Annotated in this window: 14 protein-coding genes and 1 pseudogene; 9 read left to right on the plus strand and 6 right to left on the minus strand. The window is 73.7% G+C overall.

Going from position 1 to position 15,557, the window contains the following annotated elements; genetic code table 11:
• Positions 1-26 precede the first annotated feature (26 nt).
• The 3 genes and pseudogenes from ACZ6ZI_RS20070 to ACZ6ZI_RS20080 all read left to right on the plus strand — a co-directional run.
• Positions 27-650, plus strand: a complete 624-nt coding sequence (locus ACZ6ZI_RS20070) for a TetR/AcrR family transcriptional regulator (protein ID WP_469522531.1) — start codon at positions 27-29, stop codon at positions 648-650.
• A 220-nt stretch (positions 651-870) separates the two neighbouring features.
• The gene (locus ACZ6ZI_RS20075; protein WP_469522533.1) at positions 871-1,422 is read left to right on the plus strand and encodes a GrpB family protein; all 552 of its coding nucleotides are present in this window, start codon (positions 871-873) and stop codon (positions 1,420-1,422) included.
• 260 nt (positions 1,423-1,682) lie between these two features.
• Positions 1,683-2,234 (plus strand): annotated as a pseudogene (locus ACZ6ZI_RS20080) (MFS transporter); the annotation flags it as partial.
• Positions 2,235-2,363: 129 nt separating this feature from the next.
• Here the strand turns inward: ACZ6ZI_RS20080 and ACZ6ZI_RS20085 are convergent.
• Positions 2,364-3,689: an SgcJ/EcaC family oxidoreductase gene (locus ACZ6ZI_RS20085; protein WP_469522535.1), complete on the minus strand. Its 1,326-nt coding sequence runs from the start codon at positions 3,687-3,689 to the stop codon at positions 2,364-2,366.
• Between the two features lie 97 nt (positions 3,690-3,786).
• Between ACZ6ZI_RS20085 and ACZ6ZI_RS20090 the strand changes: the two genes are divergently transcribed.
• From ACZ6ZI_RS20090 to ACZ6ZI_RS20100, 3 genes are all read left to right on the plus strand, one after another.
• Positions 3,787-4,314 (plus strand): MarR family winged helix-turn-helix transcriptional regulator, encoded by a 528-nt coding sequence (locus ACZ6ZI_RS20090; RefSeq protein WP_469522538.1) that lies wholly within the window; start codon positions 3,787-3,789, stop codon positions 4,312-4,314.
• Between the two features lie 159 nt (positions 4,315-4,473).
• Positions 4,474-5,652, plus strand: a complete 1,179-nt coding sequence (locus ACZ6ZI_RS20095) for a bifunctional adenosylcobinamide kinase/adenosylcobinamide-phosphate guanylyltransferase (RefSeq protein WP_469522540.1) — start codon at positions 4,474-4,476, stop codon at positions 5,650-5,652.
• 67 nt (positions 5,653-5,719) lie between these two features.
• Positions 5,720-6,088 carry a hypothetical protein gene (locus ACZ6ZI_RS20100; RefSeq protein WP_469522543.1) on the plus strand — a complete coding sequence of 123 codons (369 nt, stop codon included), beginning with the start codon at positions 5,720-5,722 and terminating at the stop codon, positions 6,086-6,088.
• A gap of 20 nt (positions 6,089-6,108) precedes the next feature.
• On the opposite strand, the gene ACZ6ZI_RS20105 is transcribed toward ACZ6ZI_RS20100, so the two are convergent.
• The 3 genes from ACZ6ZI_RS20105 to ACZ6ZI_RS20115 form a co-directional block, all read right to left on the minus strand.
• A complete protein-coding gene (locus ACZ6ZI_RS20105; RefSeq protein ID WP_469522545.1) occupies positions 6,109-7,092 on the minus strand; it encodes an AraC family transcriptional regulator in 984 nt (327 codons plus the stop codon).
• A gap of 249 nt (positions 7,093-7,341) precedes the next feature.
• Positions 7,342-8,415 carry a hypothetical protein gene (locus ACZ6ZI_RS20110; RefSeq protein WP_469522548.1) on the minus strand — a complete coding sequence of 358 codons (1,074 nt, stop codon included), beginning with the start codon at positions 8,413-8,415 and terminating at the stop codon, positions 7,342-7,344.
• A 135-nt stretch (positions 8,416-8,550) separates the two neighbouring features.
• The gene (locus tag ACZ6ZI_RS20115; protein ID WP_469522551.1) at positions 8,551-9,261 is read right to left on the minus strand and encodes a hypothetical protein; all 711 of its coding nucleotides are present in this window, start codon (positions 9,259-9,261) and stop codon (positions 8,551-8,553) included.
• A 179-nt stretch (positions 9,262-9,440) separates the two neighbouring features.
• Here ACZ6ZI_RS20115 and ACZ6ZI_RS20120 point away from each other — a divergent pair, with 179 nt between their 5' ends.
• Both ACZ6ZI_RS20120 and ACZ6ZI_RS20125 read left to right on the plus strand, forming a co-directional pair.
• Positions 9,441-9,878 carry a hypothetical protein gene (locus tag ACZ6ZI_RS20120; protein WP_469522554.1) on the plus strand — a complete coding sequence of 146 codons (438 nt, stop codon included), beginning with the start codon at positions 9,441-9,443 and terminating at the stop codon, positions 9,876-9,878.
• A 276-nt stretch (positions 9,879-10,154) separates the two neighbouring features.
• Complete coding sequence (locus ACZ6ZI_RS20125; RefSeq protein WP_469522557.1) at positions 10,155-11,462, plus strand: outer membrane protein assembly factor BamB family protein; 1,308 nt, start codon at positions 10,155-10,157, stop codon at positions 11,460-11,462.
• A gap of 55 nt (positions 11,463-11,517) precedes the next feature.
• Here the strand turns inward: ACZ6ZI_RS20125 and ACZ6ZI_RS20130 are convergent, their stop codons facing one another.
• On the minus strand, positions 11,518-14,067 hold the full coding sequence (locus ACZ6ZI_RS20130; protein ID WP_469522559.1) for a tetratricopeptide repeat protein: 2,550 nt from the start codon (positions 14,065-14,067) through the stop codon (positions 11,518-11,520).
• 64 nt (positions 14,068-14,131) lie between these two features.
• Positions 14,132-14,320 carry a hypothetical protein gene (locus ACZ6ZI_RS20135; protein WP_469522562.1) on the minus strand — a complete coding sequence of 63 codons (189 nt, stop codon included), beginning with the start codon at positions 14,318-14,320 and terminating at the stop codon, positions 14,132-14,134.
• Positions 14,321-14,563: 243 nt separating this feature from the next.
• Here ACZ6ZI_RS20135 and ACZ6ZI_RS20140 point away from each other — a divergent pair, with 243 nt between their 5' ends.
• Positions 14,564-15,304, plus strand: coding sequence for a hypothetical protein (locus ACZ6ZI_RS20140; protein WP_469522564.1), 741 nt, complete (start codon positions 14,564-14,566; stop codon positions 15,302-15,304).
• Positions 15,305-15,557: the final 253 nt, after the last annotated feature.

Here is a 15,557-nt window from a genome sequence, read left to right on the forward strand (position 1 = left end):
ATGTCAATCGGAGAGAGGAGCGGCGGATGGGCGGGCAATCCGGGCCGGAGCGGGTGGACGGCAGGGCCGAGCGCGGTCGGCAGACCCGCGAGAAGATCGCCGACGCGCTCCTCGCGCTGCTCGACGAGGGGGCGACGGACTTCCCCGCCGACCGGGTGGCGGAGTACGCGGGGGTCTCGCGGCGCTCGGTGTTCCACCACTTCGACGACATGGCCCAGCTGGTCGACACCGCCATCACCCGCCGACTGGAACAACTCGCCGAGCAGATCCGGCCGTTGCCCACTCAGGGGACGCGGGCGGTGCGCGTGGCGGCCCTCGTCGAGCAGCGGGCCCGGATCCTGGAGTGGATCACCCCGGCCCGGCTGGCGATGATCCGCATGGACCACCCCTCGGAGCGCATCCGCCAGGTCACCGCCGAGGCCTTCGTCGACGCCCGCGAACGCCTGGAGGCGGTGCTGGCCGAGGAGCTCGACCGGCTCGCCGGCGGGCGGCGTACGGACCTCGTCAACGGGCTGGACGCGGTGACCACTTGGGGCGCCTGGCACCACTGGCGCTCCACCGGGCTCGGACCCGAGGAGGCGCGGCACGCCATGGAGGCCACCGTCCTCGCCCTGCTCGCCTCGGCCGACGGGCCCGCCCCACCGGCGTGACCCGGCACGCGGCGCGCGATGCCTTGCCCCCGGCGCCCCGAGCCCGGTATCCGGTACCTGGCCCGGGCCGACCGGCGTGCCCCGGAGCCCTGCGCGCGGTGCCCGGCGCCCTGGGCCCGGCACCCGGCATCCGGTACCGGGCCCAGGGCGGATCTCTGCCAGGGTTACGCCCTTGGCGAGGCCCTGACATCCGACGGGCCGCCAGGGTGACAATGACGCCGTGACGATCATCGTGGTGCCCTGGTCCGACGACTGGCCCGTCCGCTTCGCGCGGCTCGCGCAGACGCTGCGCGCCGCCCTGCGGTCCCTGCCCGACGCCGTGGTGGAACACGTCGGATCCACCTCGGTGCCCGGCCTCGCCGCCAAGCCGGTCCTCGACGTGGACGTGATCGTCCCCGCCGACGACGTGCCCGCGGCCGTGGCGGCCCTGGAGGCCATCGGCTACGTCCACCGCGGCGACCTGGGAGTCGCCGGCCGCGAGGCGTTCCGCGCGCCCGACGATGATCCGGCGCGCCACGTGTACGTGTGCACCCGCGGCACCCTGAACGTCCGCAACCACCTCGCCGTCCGTGACGTCCTGCGCCGCCGGGCCGATCTGCGCGAGGAGTACGGCGCGGTGAAGCTGGCCCTCGCGGCGGACCCGCGGATGGACGTCCCGGCCTACCTGGCGGGCAAGACCGCAGTCCTGCAGAAGGTCCTGGCAGCGGCGGCGTCCGAGTTCACCGAGGACGAACTCCTGCGGATCAGAAGGCTGAACGACCCGGAGGCCTGAGCCGCGCCGCCCCGGCCCGGTGACCGCCCCGGCCCGGTGACCGCCCCGGCCCGGTGACCGCCCGGGCCGGCGCGGCTCAGGCCCGGCGACCGGCCGGGGCGGACGACGGCATCGCGCCACTCCCCACGAATGAACGAGGAACGGACGGAATCATCCTGTCGACGGAGAACACCACGTCGGTGGCGGAACCGGCACCGGCACCAGCCCCGGCCGCGTTATCGGAGGGCCGTTGGCGCGGGCTGCCGGCGAACCGCGACTTCATGATTGTCTGGGGTGGGTTCACCGTCTCGTCGCCGGGTACGGCGCTCTCCAACCCGGCCGTGCCGATCCTCGCCCTCGGCCTCTCCGGCTCGCCCACCACGGCGGGCCTGGTGGGAGCCGCCCGGCTCGCCCCCTACCCGCTGCCGAACCTCCTGGCCGGCGTGTTCGTCGACCGCTGGGACCGCCGCCGCGTCATGATCGTCGCGGACCTGGGCCGCTTCGCCGCGCCGGCGACGATCCCGGTCGCCTACACCCTCGACGGCCTGACGATCGCGCACCTGGCCGTCGTCGCCTTCCCGGAGGGTGTCGGGCACGTCTTCTCGGCCGTCTCCCACCTGTCCGCCCTCTCCAAGCCGGTCCCCGAGGAGCGGTTGGCCTCCGCCAACGCCCTCAACGAGGTGGCCGACTCCGCGGCCGGCGTCGGTGGCCCCGCCCTCTCCGGCGCCCTGATCGCCTCCCAGGGCCCACGCTTCGGGTTCCGGGGAGCCGCCGTGGGCCTTCTCGCGACCTTCCCGCGCACCCTCGCGACGTGGCGGGGGACCCTCACTCCGCAGACGGCACCGGAGTCGGCCGGGTGCCCCGTGCGGGCCCGACCCCTGTCCGGGCCCGCACGCCCCCGCCGGCCCGGGGGCCGGTGTGCCCCGGAGCCGTTCGATGGGGGTATGAGGGGGCGGGGCGGGTCAGGCCACCGCGACCGTGTTCTGCGCGGCCCCGACGCGCCAGGTGCCGTCCTCCTTGACCAGGATGTAGAAGGGACGGCCCTCGGGACGGTCGGCGATGCGGGTGCCGTCACCGCGGACCGGCTGCTGGCGCACGTTCACCGCGGCGACGTCGGGGCGCAGGAACAGCACGCGCTCCACGTCGTAGACGGCGGTGGACTCGGCCGTCGCACCCGGCAGCACCTGCCCGGTGAAGGTCGCTATCTCCTCGAAGCCCGACAGCCGCTTGCCGTGGCCGGTGGTCCACACCGGGTCCTGCCGGCGGAAGACGGCCAGGAACCGCTCGACCGACTCGGTCTGCTGCGCGTACTCGACCTCGGCGACCAGGCGGCGGATCGCGGCCACCTCGGCGTCGGTCTCCGGGCCCTCGGGAGCGCCGAACACCTCGACGGGCCGGTACGAGCCGGACACCAGCTCGCTCACCGCGCCCGGACGGTTCGGCCGCCAGCCGAGTACGGTGCGGGCGGCGGCGCCGCTGACGCTCTGGTCCAGGGCGAGCGCTTCCGCGAAGAGCGGGCCGTACACCTCGGCGGCCTGCTCGGCCGAGACCGTGTGCGGTGCGGCGAGCACGCCGGCCGCGCGGCCGGCGGCCCGGGCGAGGTCGCGGACCGGCACGGCCGACTCGCTGACGCCGTGCCAGACGGTGCCGGCCTCCGCCCGCTCGACGGCGGCCACGAACAGCTCGGCCAGGTCGTCCACGTGGACCATAGGCCAGCGCACGTCCTCCTTGCCGTAGTACTGCGGCGGCTGGTGCTCACGGGCCCGCTCGACGAGCAGGGCGGGGATGCCGCCACCGCGCCCGTGCACGATCCCGGGTCGGATGACGACGGCGCGCACGCCCTCGGCGGCCTCGGCCAGCACCTGCCGCTCGATCGCCGGGCGGTAGCCCACGATGCCGATCGGGTTGGTCGGGGCCTCCTCGGTCACCTCCTGGGCCTCGCCGGTCGCGCCGAGCACCCAGACGCCACTGGTATAGACGAAGGGACGCCCGGTGCCGCGCAGCGGTGCGGCGAGCGTCTCGATGACGGCGGCGTCGACATCGGCGTCGCCGCTCGGCGGGGCCAGGTGGATCACGGCGTCCACCTCCGGGGTCACCGCACCTGCCAGGGAGGCCGGGTCGGCGGTGTCGCCGATCACCTGGCTGTGCCAGGACCGGCCGGTCCGGTGCTCGGCGCCAGGGGTGACAGCGCTGCGGGTGACCGCGACGACCTGGTGGCCCGCGGCGGTGAGGTGATCGGTGACGGCGGAGCCGATGTAGCCGGTGGCGCCGGTGAGCAGGACCTTCACAGCATTCCCCCTATGTCGAAAATTTCGATGTCGAAACTATAAGCTCAGCGATCCACCGATGTCAAACAGTTCCATGTCGAAATGTTAGGCTGCGGGCATGACGGAAGAAGCGAAGTACGACGGCGTCGACCGCATCACCGCGCAATGGCACGCGGTCCGCCCCGACCTCGACACCTCCCCCATGGACGTGATCGGCCGCCTCTCCCGCGCCTCGCGCCTGCTCGAAGCCGGCATCAAGGAGAACCTGACCGCCCACGGCGTCGAACCCTGGGAGTTCGACGTCCTCGCCACCCTGCTGCGCTCCGGCCCCCCGTACGTCCTCAGCGCCGGTGAACTCAGCTCGGCCGCGATGGTCAGCTCCGGGGCGCTCACCAACCGCATCGACCACCTCGTCAGGAAGGACCTGGTCGAACGGGCCGTGGACCCCACCCACCGCCGCCGCGTGCTGATCTCCCTCACCGACACCGGCCGGGACCTCACCCACCGCCTCGTCGAACACCACCTCGCCGGAGAGGAACGCCAACTCGCCGGACTCACCACGGCCGAACGACACCTGCTGACCGACCTGCTGCGCCGTGTCCTGCTCACCCTCGGCGACCACGGAGAACCCCCGGCCCAGCCGTAGCCTCCCTCCCCGGCGAAAGGGGACCGCGCCTCACCCGGTCCCGGGGCCGTTCGGAGGACGCGGGCGGCAGGGCGGGGCGCCTTTCCTGGAAGGGCCGGTGCCAGGCACCGGTGGGGAAGGGAGTGCCTCCCCGCCCGCTCCCTTCCGGAAGGCCCACCCGTGGAACTCACCCTGCTCGGCACCGCCGCCCCCGAGGGACTGCCCCGACCCGGTTGCCCCTGCGCCGGCTGCGCCGCCTGCCTCGGAGAGCACGTCCGCGCCGCCACGACGATCCTCGTGGACGGCACCCTGCTCCTCGACGCCACGCCCGCCGCGGGAGCCGCCGCCGCCCGGGCCGGATACGCACCCTCCGGGATCGGGCACGTCCTGTCGACCGGCCCCGGAGAGGGCGGCCCGCCCGCCGGGCAGGACCTGACCACGTCCTCCGGACACCGGGTGCGGGCCGTCCCCGTCGACGTACCGGGCACCGGCTACGCGGTCACCGGCCCCGACGGCACCCGGGCCCTGTACCTGCCGCCCGGCGCGGCACCCGCCGTACCCACGGAACCCGCCGAGCCCGCCGGCGCGGAACGCCCGTACGAGGTGGTCCTCGCGGACGTCCTCGGCCGCCCGGAGGCGCTGGCCCGGCTCCGGGCGGCCGGCGCGGTCGGCCCCGGCACCGACGTGATCGCCGTACACCTGGACCACGACGCCCCGCCCGGCGCCGAACCGGCCCGCCGCTGCACCGCGGCCGGTGCCCGGACCGTGCCCGACGGGACCGCGGTGCTCGCCGGCCGGCCGACGCCGACCCCGGTCGTGCCGCGCCGGACCCTGGTGCTGGGCGGCACCCGCTCGGGCAAGTCCCACCAGGCCGAACTCCGCCTGGAGGCCTACCCCGACGTGGTGTACGCCGCCACCGGAGGCGGCCGCGAAGGCGACCCCGACTGGCCGCACCGGGTCCACCTGCACCGGGAGCGCCGCCCCGCGCACTGGCACACCGCGGAGACCCGCGAACTGCTCCCGCTGCTTGCCGAGGACGGCCCGCCGCTCCTGATCGACTGCCTCGCGTCGTGGCTCTCCGACGCGATGGAGCGCGTGGACGCCGCCGACGACACGGCCTGGACGGCCGGCGGCCGGCAGCGCCTGCGGGCCCGGTCCGCCGAACTGGTGGCCGGCGTACGGGAGACCCGGCGCCGGGTGGTGCTGGTCAGCAGCGAGGTGGGCTCCGGAGTCGAGCCCGCCACCGCCCGGCAGCGCCGCTACCGCGACGAACTCGGTTGGCTCAACGCCGCGGTGGCCGCCGCCTGCGAGGAGGTCCTCCTGGTGGTCGCCGGCCAGGTGCTGCCCCTGAAGGGCTGACCACGTACCGGATCCTCCGGACGAGATCCCTCGGAGGTCGGCGGCGAGACGGGGCAGTATGTGCCTCGTGGACGACACCCCTGACTGGCCCACGGACAAACTGACCGCGCTCCGCCTCGGCAGGAGACTGGTGGCGGAAGTCCCGGCCACGCGGATCGACCGGCATGCCTTCGTGGACATCACCCCGGGACTGACCTCGCGTGATGCCGAGGCGCGCGAGCAGGGCTGGGTGCCCAGCGCAACGGACCGCGTATTCCGCCTTCAGCACTGGGAGTACGACGCCGAGCGCCTCGACGGCTTCGACCACGACATCGGCGCGGTCCTCATCGCGTCGGCTGAAGCCGGCGACGAGAGGGAACTGCTGACCGTCCTGAGCGATTGGGAACTCAGCCCCCGACGGTTCGTCCACCCCTGGGACAGCGAGGACCCCAAGTAGCGGCGGAGCCGCCGGGTCGACTACGCGCTCTCCTCCACCCGGGCCTGCCCGCGGAAGGCTGCGGGCGGCAGGCCGTAGGCCTCGCGGAACGCCCGGCTGAACGCGGACGCGTGCCGAAAGCCCCGCCGGGCGCCGATGACGTGCACGGGCACGTCCTCGTGCAGCGGGTCCGCCAGGTCCTGGCGTGCCCGTGCCAGCCGCTGCCCCTGGAGGAAGGCCGCGACGGTCGTCCCGTTCCCCTCCTGCTGGAACACCCGGTGCAGATAGCTGACGGAGATGTGGTGGGCGGCGGCGATCGCGGGGACGTCCAACAGGGGATCGTCGGCGTTGTCCCGGATGAAGGCCATCACGCGCAGCGCCAGGGCGCGCCGGTGCGTCTCCGGGGTCAGGGACCGGTCCGCTTCGAGGACGCCGGCGAAGACCGAGGCCACGAGATCGGCCAGTACGCCGCTCAGGCGCGGGCCCTCGGCTTCCCGGTAGGACCGGCTGTCCTTGGTCACCTGGTCGAGGAAGGTCGCCAGCAGGGCCCCCATCCCCTCCCGGGCCGAGATGCGCTTGCCGATGACCCGGCCGGCGGTGTCCGGGGGCAGCGGCAGCAGCGCCTTGGGCACCTCGACCCCGATGATCTCGACGGAATGCGGGCCGGAACTGATGTCGAACGGCCGCGAGGTGTCACTGGTGTGGATGTCGTACACACCGTGCACGACGGTGTCCTTGCCCAGGGTGACCGCTCCCGCCCCGCGCTTGATCAGCGAGAGGTGGAAGGCCTCGGGGTCCGACCTCGCTATCAGCTTCCGCGTGCGCCGGAAGGTCAGGGGACGGCATTCCATCGGATAGACGGTGATCCCGCCGAGAGCGATGACGCGCTGGTTCACCCAGAAGTCGGCGGCGTGCTCACTGTCCATCTCCATGGGAGCGTGCGTCTCCGACATCAGGGCCCGCCAGCTCTCGAAACGGTCGGCGGGCGCTAGTTCCGCGCTGCGGAACGTTCTCTCGGGCAGCATGACCACGGGTTTACACGTGTCGTGGCGCCCCGCGCAACAGATCCCGGGCCCCGGTGCGCGGGCGGCGGGGCGACTCTCCGTCAAGACACTGTCCACTCCTGGCCAATGCGCGGTGCTCCGGGGCTTGGCAAAGTGGGCGCCGCAAGGACGGTGAGGGGCCGGCGAACAGGGTCCCCCGCGGTCCGGCACTGAGCTGACGGCGCCCGAGGACGGGGGTTTCGGGCGACGTCAGCCGAGTGCCGGACCGGGTCACCTCGGACGGCCCGAGTGGAGGGCCGCCAGGCCTCGGGCATGGTGGAACGCCGCCACGGAGTCCTGCGCGTCCGTCCACGGCGCCGCTCCGCACCACCCGCCGATCAGCCGGAACTGCGCCAGGGCCTCCGCGTACCGCCCGGTCTTCACGAGCACGGCGGCGTACAGGTGCCGTATCGCGGGGAGTCGGCGGTCCTGGGGGTCGGCCTGCGCCAGGTCGGCCCGGACGCCGGCGAGCACGGCCTTGGTGGCCCAGGTGCGGTAGGCGGCGTCACCGTCCTGGAGGACCGCCTCGTACACGGCGTGCAGTTGTAGGGCCGAGAGCAGGCTCCCGGCCGGAGCGGAGGCCGCCGCCCGCTTGGCGAAGTCGAACATCAGCCGGTGGGAGCCGTGCCACTTCGCGCACCAGTACTGGAGGGCCTGCCAGTGGGCGTCGTAGTGCAGCGGCGCACGGCTCGTGACCTCGCTCCACAGGCCGCGGAACTCGTCGTGGGGGAGCCGCAGTCCGCGCGCGGCGGCGACCATCGTGACCCACGGCGAAGGGTCGGCCGGGGCCAGCCGCGCCGCCTCCTGGGCGGCGTACACGGCGGTCGGCAGCAACTCGTGGAACTGTGCCACCTGCGCGGAGGACGTGCGGTCGATGTACCCCTCGCCGCGCGCCGCCCAGGCGCGGAGCAGCAGGGCGTGGGCGTGTACGACGACGGCGTCCGCGTCCTGCGGTCGCTTGGCGCGCCAGACCCGCAGCCAGTGCTCGTCGTCCACCGCCAGGTCCGCGAACACCTCGACGAGCCGCCAACGTTCCTCCCAGTCCTGCCGCTCGGCGGTCTCCGCGAGGAGCCCGGCGGCGGGTTCCCACGCGCCGTTCAGGGCGGCGTCGACGGCGAGGCGCAGCGCGGGTTCGTCCGAGGGCGGGCCGGAGCGGCCGCTGTCGAGCCGCTCGCGGGGGACGAGGCCGTAGGCGGCGGCGTCGAAGTGGTGGGCCTTGCGGTTGCGGACGGCGAGACGGGTGGTGTGGACCAGCGCCCAGAGGAGGACGGTCAGGCCGACGGCGGTGATGATGTTGGTGAGCACAAGGGGTGATCATCGCTGGTCGGGGTCACGACGAGCGAACGCTGAGGCACCGTACCGGACTCGATTCCGGTGCCGGATCGCCGGATCCACCCGTTCCCGGCACCGGCCACACCGACGAGACCGGGCACGGAGTCGTCAGATCGCGATCGGGAGTTCCTCGATCCAGCAGTCGACCGACTTCGCCGTGATCACGCCCCGGGCCTCCTCGGCGTCGGCCCTGGTCAGGAAGACGCCCGCTCCGGTGACCTCCGGTCCGTCGCGGTGGACGACCCGTGTCATGACCACGTAGACGGGGCGGTAACGCTCCCGTCGGGCCGCGGGTTTCCCGTCGGCCGACAGCGCGTCGACGAGTTCCCGCGCCGAGGCCGTGTCGAGGCCGGCGTGAACGCCCTGGAGGGGCCGGCTGGGCCAGACGGCCGGCTCGGAGGGGTGGAAGTCATGGAAGAAGCTCATCTGGGTGCGGCGGAGTACCCCTTCCCTCCAGCCGACGGCCATGGCGACCACGAAGTCGGACTCGCCCTGGCTTTCGAGTACGAAAACGTGCTCGTCCCGGCTGAAGTGCACGCTGGGGTGGTCGGCCTTGACCCGCTCGCTCTCGGTCTCGGTCGCGCATCTGATCACCAGGCCGCGGTAGTGGCTACGGACCTTCACCACGGCGGCGGGCTTGAAGAGCAGGTCGATCGTCGTGTCGGGCTCGCCGGGCTCCTCGGGATCGCCGCCGCTCCGCATCAGGAGTTGCCCGTGACTCGCCGTGTAGGACCAGAGATGGAACGCGCGCTCGCTGCGGAAGAGTTCCTTGCCGGGGACGAGTTGATGATCGAGATTGAGCCAGGTGCTGTCCGTCATGGGCTCACGATCTCCGCCCCGCCCACGCTGGTCAATGCGTTTCCTCCGCCGAGGGAGCGGGCCCTCGGGACTCGTTCGGGTGAAGTCGGGCCTCAGTGCGAAGGCGCTGGGTAGGGGTGCCGTCGAGGTTCCGTGCACCATGCACCGGAGCCGATCGTCCCGGCCGCCCTGGAGGGCCCATGTCCGTCGTACGCCGCATCCCCAAGCTTCTGACCGCCGCCTCCGTCGCGGTGCTCCTGTCCGTCGCGGGCGCGGGCCTCGCGGCCCCCGCGAACGGCGCCACCGCGGTGCCGGCGGCGGAGCGGTCCGCGCGCGTTCCCGGTTTCAACGCCACCGGCGTGTACGACATTTACCAGAGCAACGCGACCGTCCACGTGGACTTCTCGCAGAACGCCGAGGGGCGTCTCTTCGGGTCGGTGCGCTCCGGCAACACGGTCGGCAACGTACGGGAAGGCTCGGTGGACGGTCAGCAGATCTACTTCGTCATCGCCTGGTCGCACGGTCCCGTGGGCCGCTACACCGGACAGCGCGGCCCGGACGGCCGGCTCTCCGGTACGACCTACGACCTGACCAACCCCAGCAGCCAGGCGACCTGGCGCACCGAGCGGCGGTTCTGACCGGGACACTCCCGGGTCGGCGCGGTCGCCGAGGACGCCGACGGTGAGGGTCGCGGCGCTGCCCGCCGCGCGGCTCCGTCCCGGACTTCCGTCCCACCCACCACGACCGGATCCGGGGGAGTTGCCGGAACTGTCCGCCGCCGGCATCCGCCACCGACCCACGCGCGAGCGGATCCCCGGCGGCTCTGGCGTCCCGCGCCGCTCTGATCGAAACTGACCTGGCGTGAGACGGGCTCGTCCGATCGAAGGTCGAAGGTCGAAGGGGGAAGCGTGCGCGTGGGATCGAGCAGGGGAGCGGCGGCTCTGGTGGTCGCGTTATCGGTGTGGGTGGCGGGTTGCGGCGCCGGGCAGGAGGGCGGGACCCCGGACGGGGGCAAGGACACCGGCCCGAGCCGTACGGCGGAGCAGACCACGGAGCCGACGCAGGAGCAGCCCCGGCAGCTGGTGGCGCACGACCCTCCGCTGAAGTTCGCCTCCGCGAGCGGGGAGCCGCTCAACCGGTTCGGCGTCGGCGCCGTCGCGCTGGACGGCCGCAAGGCCTACACCTACGCCTCGGGGCACGGAAGGATCGAGGTCGTCGATCTGGCCTCCGGCGAGAGCGTCGGCCCGGGAGCGGGCCCCAAGGGGACGCTGCCCGAGGAGTACGGTGAGGACGCGCTGGAGAAGAAGGCCCCGGTGTGCGAGCGGAAGCGGCCGGGAGTCGGGACGGTCGGCGGCAAGCGCCTGGCCGTCGGCGTCTTCCCGACGGTGACCGAGGGGACGGGTACCACCGCCGACACCTCGACCTTCGAGCTCGTGGCGGTGGACACGGCGTCCGGTCTGGCCGCACTCCAGGTACCGCTCGACGTTCCCGTGAGCGGCGACTTCTGCGAGGTCGCGGGGGTCTCGGACAGCACCGCCGTGCTCGTCCTGGGAGGCAACCTCGCCCCGGCCACCACGTACGGCATCGACCTGGCGACCGGCAGGCGGGTCTGGGACCGACCCGACTTCGAAGCGACCCTCGTGCAGCGCGGAAAGGTCGTCGGGAAGGACCACGCGGGAGGGGAGAAGACGGCGAGGGCGCTGGACGCCGCCACCGGACAGGAACGGTGGCGGTCGAAGAACCTCACGTCGAGCGCCACCATCCGCGCGTTCTCCCCCGATCTGGTCCACATCGCTGAGGACTCCGCCTACGGCGGGGACCAGGTGCTGAGCGTCGCCGACGGAAACCCCCGGGAGGTCGAGGGCTTCGGCCGGCGACTGCACCAGGTGGAGGCGTGCGTGTACGACGAGAAGTCGTCCACGTTCTGCTTCGCACGCACCACCAAGGGCGGGGAACTCGCCGGGTACGACGCGGTGAGCGGCAAGCTCCTGTGGACGGTGGGAGGCCCCTCCGAACAGGAGGGCCGCGAAGCGCCGCTGCTCCTGACGGCGTTCCACGGAGCGGTCTACGGCCGACTGCTGAGCGACGGCCGGCCCGGAGACCCCATCGTGCTGGACGGCGGGACCGGCAAGGACCGGGAGCTGTCCCCCGGCGCGGCGCCCCTCCTCGTCAACGAGTACGTCGCCCTGACCTCACGAGGCTGGTACACGACGGCCGGCTGACGCGGAGGGGCCGGGACGCGGGAACGGTCGGCGAGATGGACCGCCCGAGCCGAGGTCAGGTGCCTTCCGGCGGTACCGCGTCCAGGGCGTCGGCGAGGGCGGCGCGGGTGACCGGGAGGGCGGGATGGTTCGGGCCGAGGAGCTCCTCCTCGTCGGCCAGCAACTCGGTGAGTTCGGTCGCCGCGCGGACGGGTTCGCCCGCCGCCGTACGCCAACGGGCCAGGTCCATGCGGGTGCCCAGGGTGTGGGGGTGCTCCGGTCCCATCACGCGCAGGCGGTCGGAGAACAGCGGCTCCAGCAGGGCCACCGCCTGGACCGGGTCGCCCGAGCGTCCGGTCCAGTCGGCGATGCGGGCGCGCGTGGCGAAGGTGTCGGGTCCGTCGGGGTCCTCGACCTGCTGCACTTCGAGGAGGTCCCGCAGGGCCGCGAGCGCGCTCGGTACGTCGCCGAGTTCGCCCCGGTGGTGCATGGCCGCCGAGCGGGCGCGCAGCACGTCCGGGTGGTCGGGTCCGAGGCGCGCCTCGTCCTCGCGCCAGGCCTCTTCGTGCAGGGCCAGGGCCCCGGCGTGGTCCCCGGAGGCGGCCAGGAAGTTGGCGAGGTGATTGCGGTTGCTGACGGTGTCGCGGTCGGTGACCCGCCCCAGGCTGATGCGCAGTTCGTACAGGTACCTCAGTTCGACCACCGCCGCGTGGGGGTCGCCCGCCGCGCCCCGCCAGACGGCGGCGCTCTGCCGGGTCTGGAGCAGACCGGGATGGTCGGACGGGTACAGGGGTGCCTGGTCGGCGTAGAGGGAGGCGTACGCACGGGCCGCTCCGGCGGGGTCGCCCGCCTTGGCCTGCCACCACGCCAGGTGCCCACGGGTGTCGAGGCTGATCTCGTCGTCCGGCGCGAAGCGCGCGTCGACGACCTCGCGCAGGCGGCGGAAGTGGCGCAGCGCCGCACTCGCCTGACCGGAGTCGCCGAGGCTGTGGCCCATGCGGTAGAGCACGGGGTGCGGTACGGGCGTGAGCAGCTCGTCCTGGGCGTGGCCGGCGAGGGCGAAGGCGTTGGCGCGCAGGGCCCGGTCGAGACGGGCGGGGACGCCAGGGGCCTGCCAGCCCTCGACGAGGGCCTGCGCGGCGGAGCTCACCGCGGAACGGCGTTCGGATGCGGCCAGCAGGTCGCGGGTGGCGCGCTGGGTCAGGGCGTGGACGCGTATCGCCTTGCCCGCGAGCGCGCCGCCCGGGCCGGGCTCGCCGGTGGGGCGGTCCGGTGGACGGGGTGCGGTGGCGGTGGAGTCGACGGAGAGGAGGCTCAGGCGCCGCAGGTTGTGCACCGCGTCGTGCACCTCGTCGCGGGCGCCGGCCTCGGAGGGATGTGGGGCGAGCGCGGACAGGGCCGGGGTGACGAGGAGTTCGCCGGGGACTCCGGTGCCGTCCAGCAGACTGAGGACGTGCATGACGGGCCCGGCCACGCCGCTCGGACGCGCCGCGTCGGCCTGCTCGACCGACAGCGACCAGGCGGCGCTGAAGGGCAGCGGGTAGCCGTCGGGGAGAGCGTTGGGGACCAGCTCCGCGAGCCTGGCGCCCTCCCGGGCGAGGCGGGCGCGGTACGTGGCGGGGCTCATCTCGTTGTCGACCAGGAACGCGGCCGCCTGCGCGAGGCCGAGGGGCAGGTGGCCGAGGTCGGAGGCGAGGTCGGTCAGTTCTTCGGGGGTCGCGCGGTGCGGGCCGAGGCGGGAAGTGAGGTAGGCCAGGGATTCCCGTTCGTCGAAGTGGGTGAGGTCGACGACGGTGCCGCGGGCCCGGAGGGCCGCGTCCCGACAGCGCGTCGTCACCAGCGTGACGCCGTAGTTGGAGTGCGGCGGCCACAGGCCTTCGAGGTCCTGGGGTCGCGTGAGGTCGTCGAGCACCACGCACCAGCTGCGTCGGACGCGGGTCAGCCACCCTTCGAGTTGGCCGGCGGCGTGCTCGGCGTTCGGTCGGGTGGTGCCGGTGAGGTCGGCGGCGACCGCGGCGAGTTCGCCCACCAGGTCCTCGCGGGAGGAGGCCGTCACCCAGATCAGGAGGTCCAGGGAGCCGGCCGCGAGGCGCTCGCGGACGTACTCGGCGGCCGTCTGCGTCTTGCCGACGCCGCCCGCTCCGGTGAGCAGGAACCGCCCCGGCCCCTCGGGTACGCGCAGTGCGGGCCGGGCCAGGAAGGCGCCGGCGGCTTCGGGCAGCCGCCCGATCCGGCGCGGCCACGTGCGGCCCTCGGAGGCCGCGCGGGCGTCCGAGGCCGTTCGGGTGCCCTCGCGCCGGACGGACAGCAGATCGTGGAGGCGCTCGTACGCGCGCTCCCAGTGGTGCAGTTCGGGCTCGCCCGGTAGCCCCTGCCGGAGGTGCAGCGCGGTCACCAGGTTCTGGACGGTCTCCAGGCGCGGGGTGCGCTTGCCGGAGAGGGCGTCGCCGAGTGTCGATTTGGCCACCGGCAGATGAGCCCGCTTGGTCGCCTCCACCAGTTCGCCGTACGAGCCTCCGCCCCGCTCCTCGATGTGGGCGCGCAGCAACGCGGCGAACCATTCTCGGGGGGTCTGGCCGGGGGACGGTCCGCCGTGCGGGGCCCGGCCGTTCTCTTCGTCGGTCACGGGTCGATCGTAGGAACGGCGGCGCCCGGTGCACCGCCGTTCCCACGAATTCGGCACCTCGGCTTCAGTTCCCGCCGTTGGTGCGGTTCCCCTCCGCCTCCCGGCCGCGGCGGGCGCGCAGGTGGCGGCGACCCGCACGGACGGCCCGGCGTACGAGGGCCCCCGTCTTGCCGGCCGCGACGACGAACTGCAAGTACGGGACGAGATCGGTCAGATGACTCAGCAGGGCGTCGGACAGATGAACCAGGTCCATCACGGGGGCTCCTCCCCGGGCGGTGTGCGTCCCGGGTGGCTCCCGGTGACGTAATCCAAGGTTGGAGGCCCGCCGGGTGTCCGACACCGAACTCGGACGGCCGTCGGACGCGGCCGGACGGGCCCGTCGCGCCGGCCGCCGACCACGGCCGCACGTGACGGGCGAGTTTGCGCCAGTCGGGGCCAGGACAGGACCGGGTGGTGCCCGTAGAGGGCGGGCGCACGAATGTCGGGAGGGTGGACCATGGCAGCCGACATCACAGCGGAGATGTTCCTGAAGGCCTTCAACACCGTGGGTGGGGACAGCAGCGCGGCGGCGCAGGCGGTGGGCAACTACAAGACCCTGGAGAGCTGGCGGGCGTCCCAGATCGCGCAGGCGGCGGCCGCCGGGGCGGCCGCGATGGCGATACCCGTGGCCCACATGGCCACGCTGGCGGCCGACTTCGTCGTCCTGCTGCGCAAGATGGCCGTTTGCGCCTGGGGCATCGGCTACAAGCTGGGCGCCACGGTGGAGTCCGAGGACGACCTGGCGATCATCCTGGGACTGTGGTCGGGGGCGGTGGAACGGGACGCCCTGAGCGTCACCGCGGCCTCCGCGGGCGGAGCGGCGGGCCTGATCGCGCTCAACGCGGCGTACCCGACGTTCGCGCAGGCCGTGATGACGCAGATCCTGACGCAGGGAGGTCACACGGCGATGACGGTGGTCGCCGGCAAGGTCGGGGGCAAGGCCGGCGGCAAGATGGCGGTGAAGCTGACCAAGCCGGTCCTTCAGATGAAGGCGCACGCGATCGCGGTGAAGTTCTCGATGATGCTGGGCTCGAAGGCCGTCACGGGCATCGTGCCGTTCCTCGGGGCGCTGGCCGGGGCCGCGATCAACGCCCACTTCGTCAACAAGTTCGCCGACGCCGCCGAGACGTACTACCGGGCGAAGCTCGCGTACCCGGAAGGGCCGGCGGGCGCGCGCGTCCCGGCGCAGCCGGTGTAGCGGGCGCGCGGTCCGGTCGCGCGGGGCCGACCGGGCTCGGGGCCGTCACCTCCAGGTGACGGCCCCGAGCCGTGGCCGGGGGAGCGGCCGCCAGGGCGCGCCGCGTCGGCCCCCGCCGACCCGAGCGGACCGGCCCGCGCCGACCCGAGCGGACCGGCCCGCGCCGGCAGACCGACGGGGTCGCCACCGTTCGCGGACACCGGGGATCCGACGCGGACGCGACCGGGTGGAGGCGGATCCCGTTCCTGCGGTC

The organism is Streptomyces sp. NPDC103540 (genome assembly GCF_055584445.1).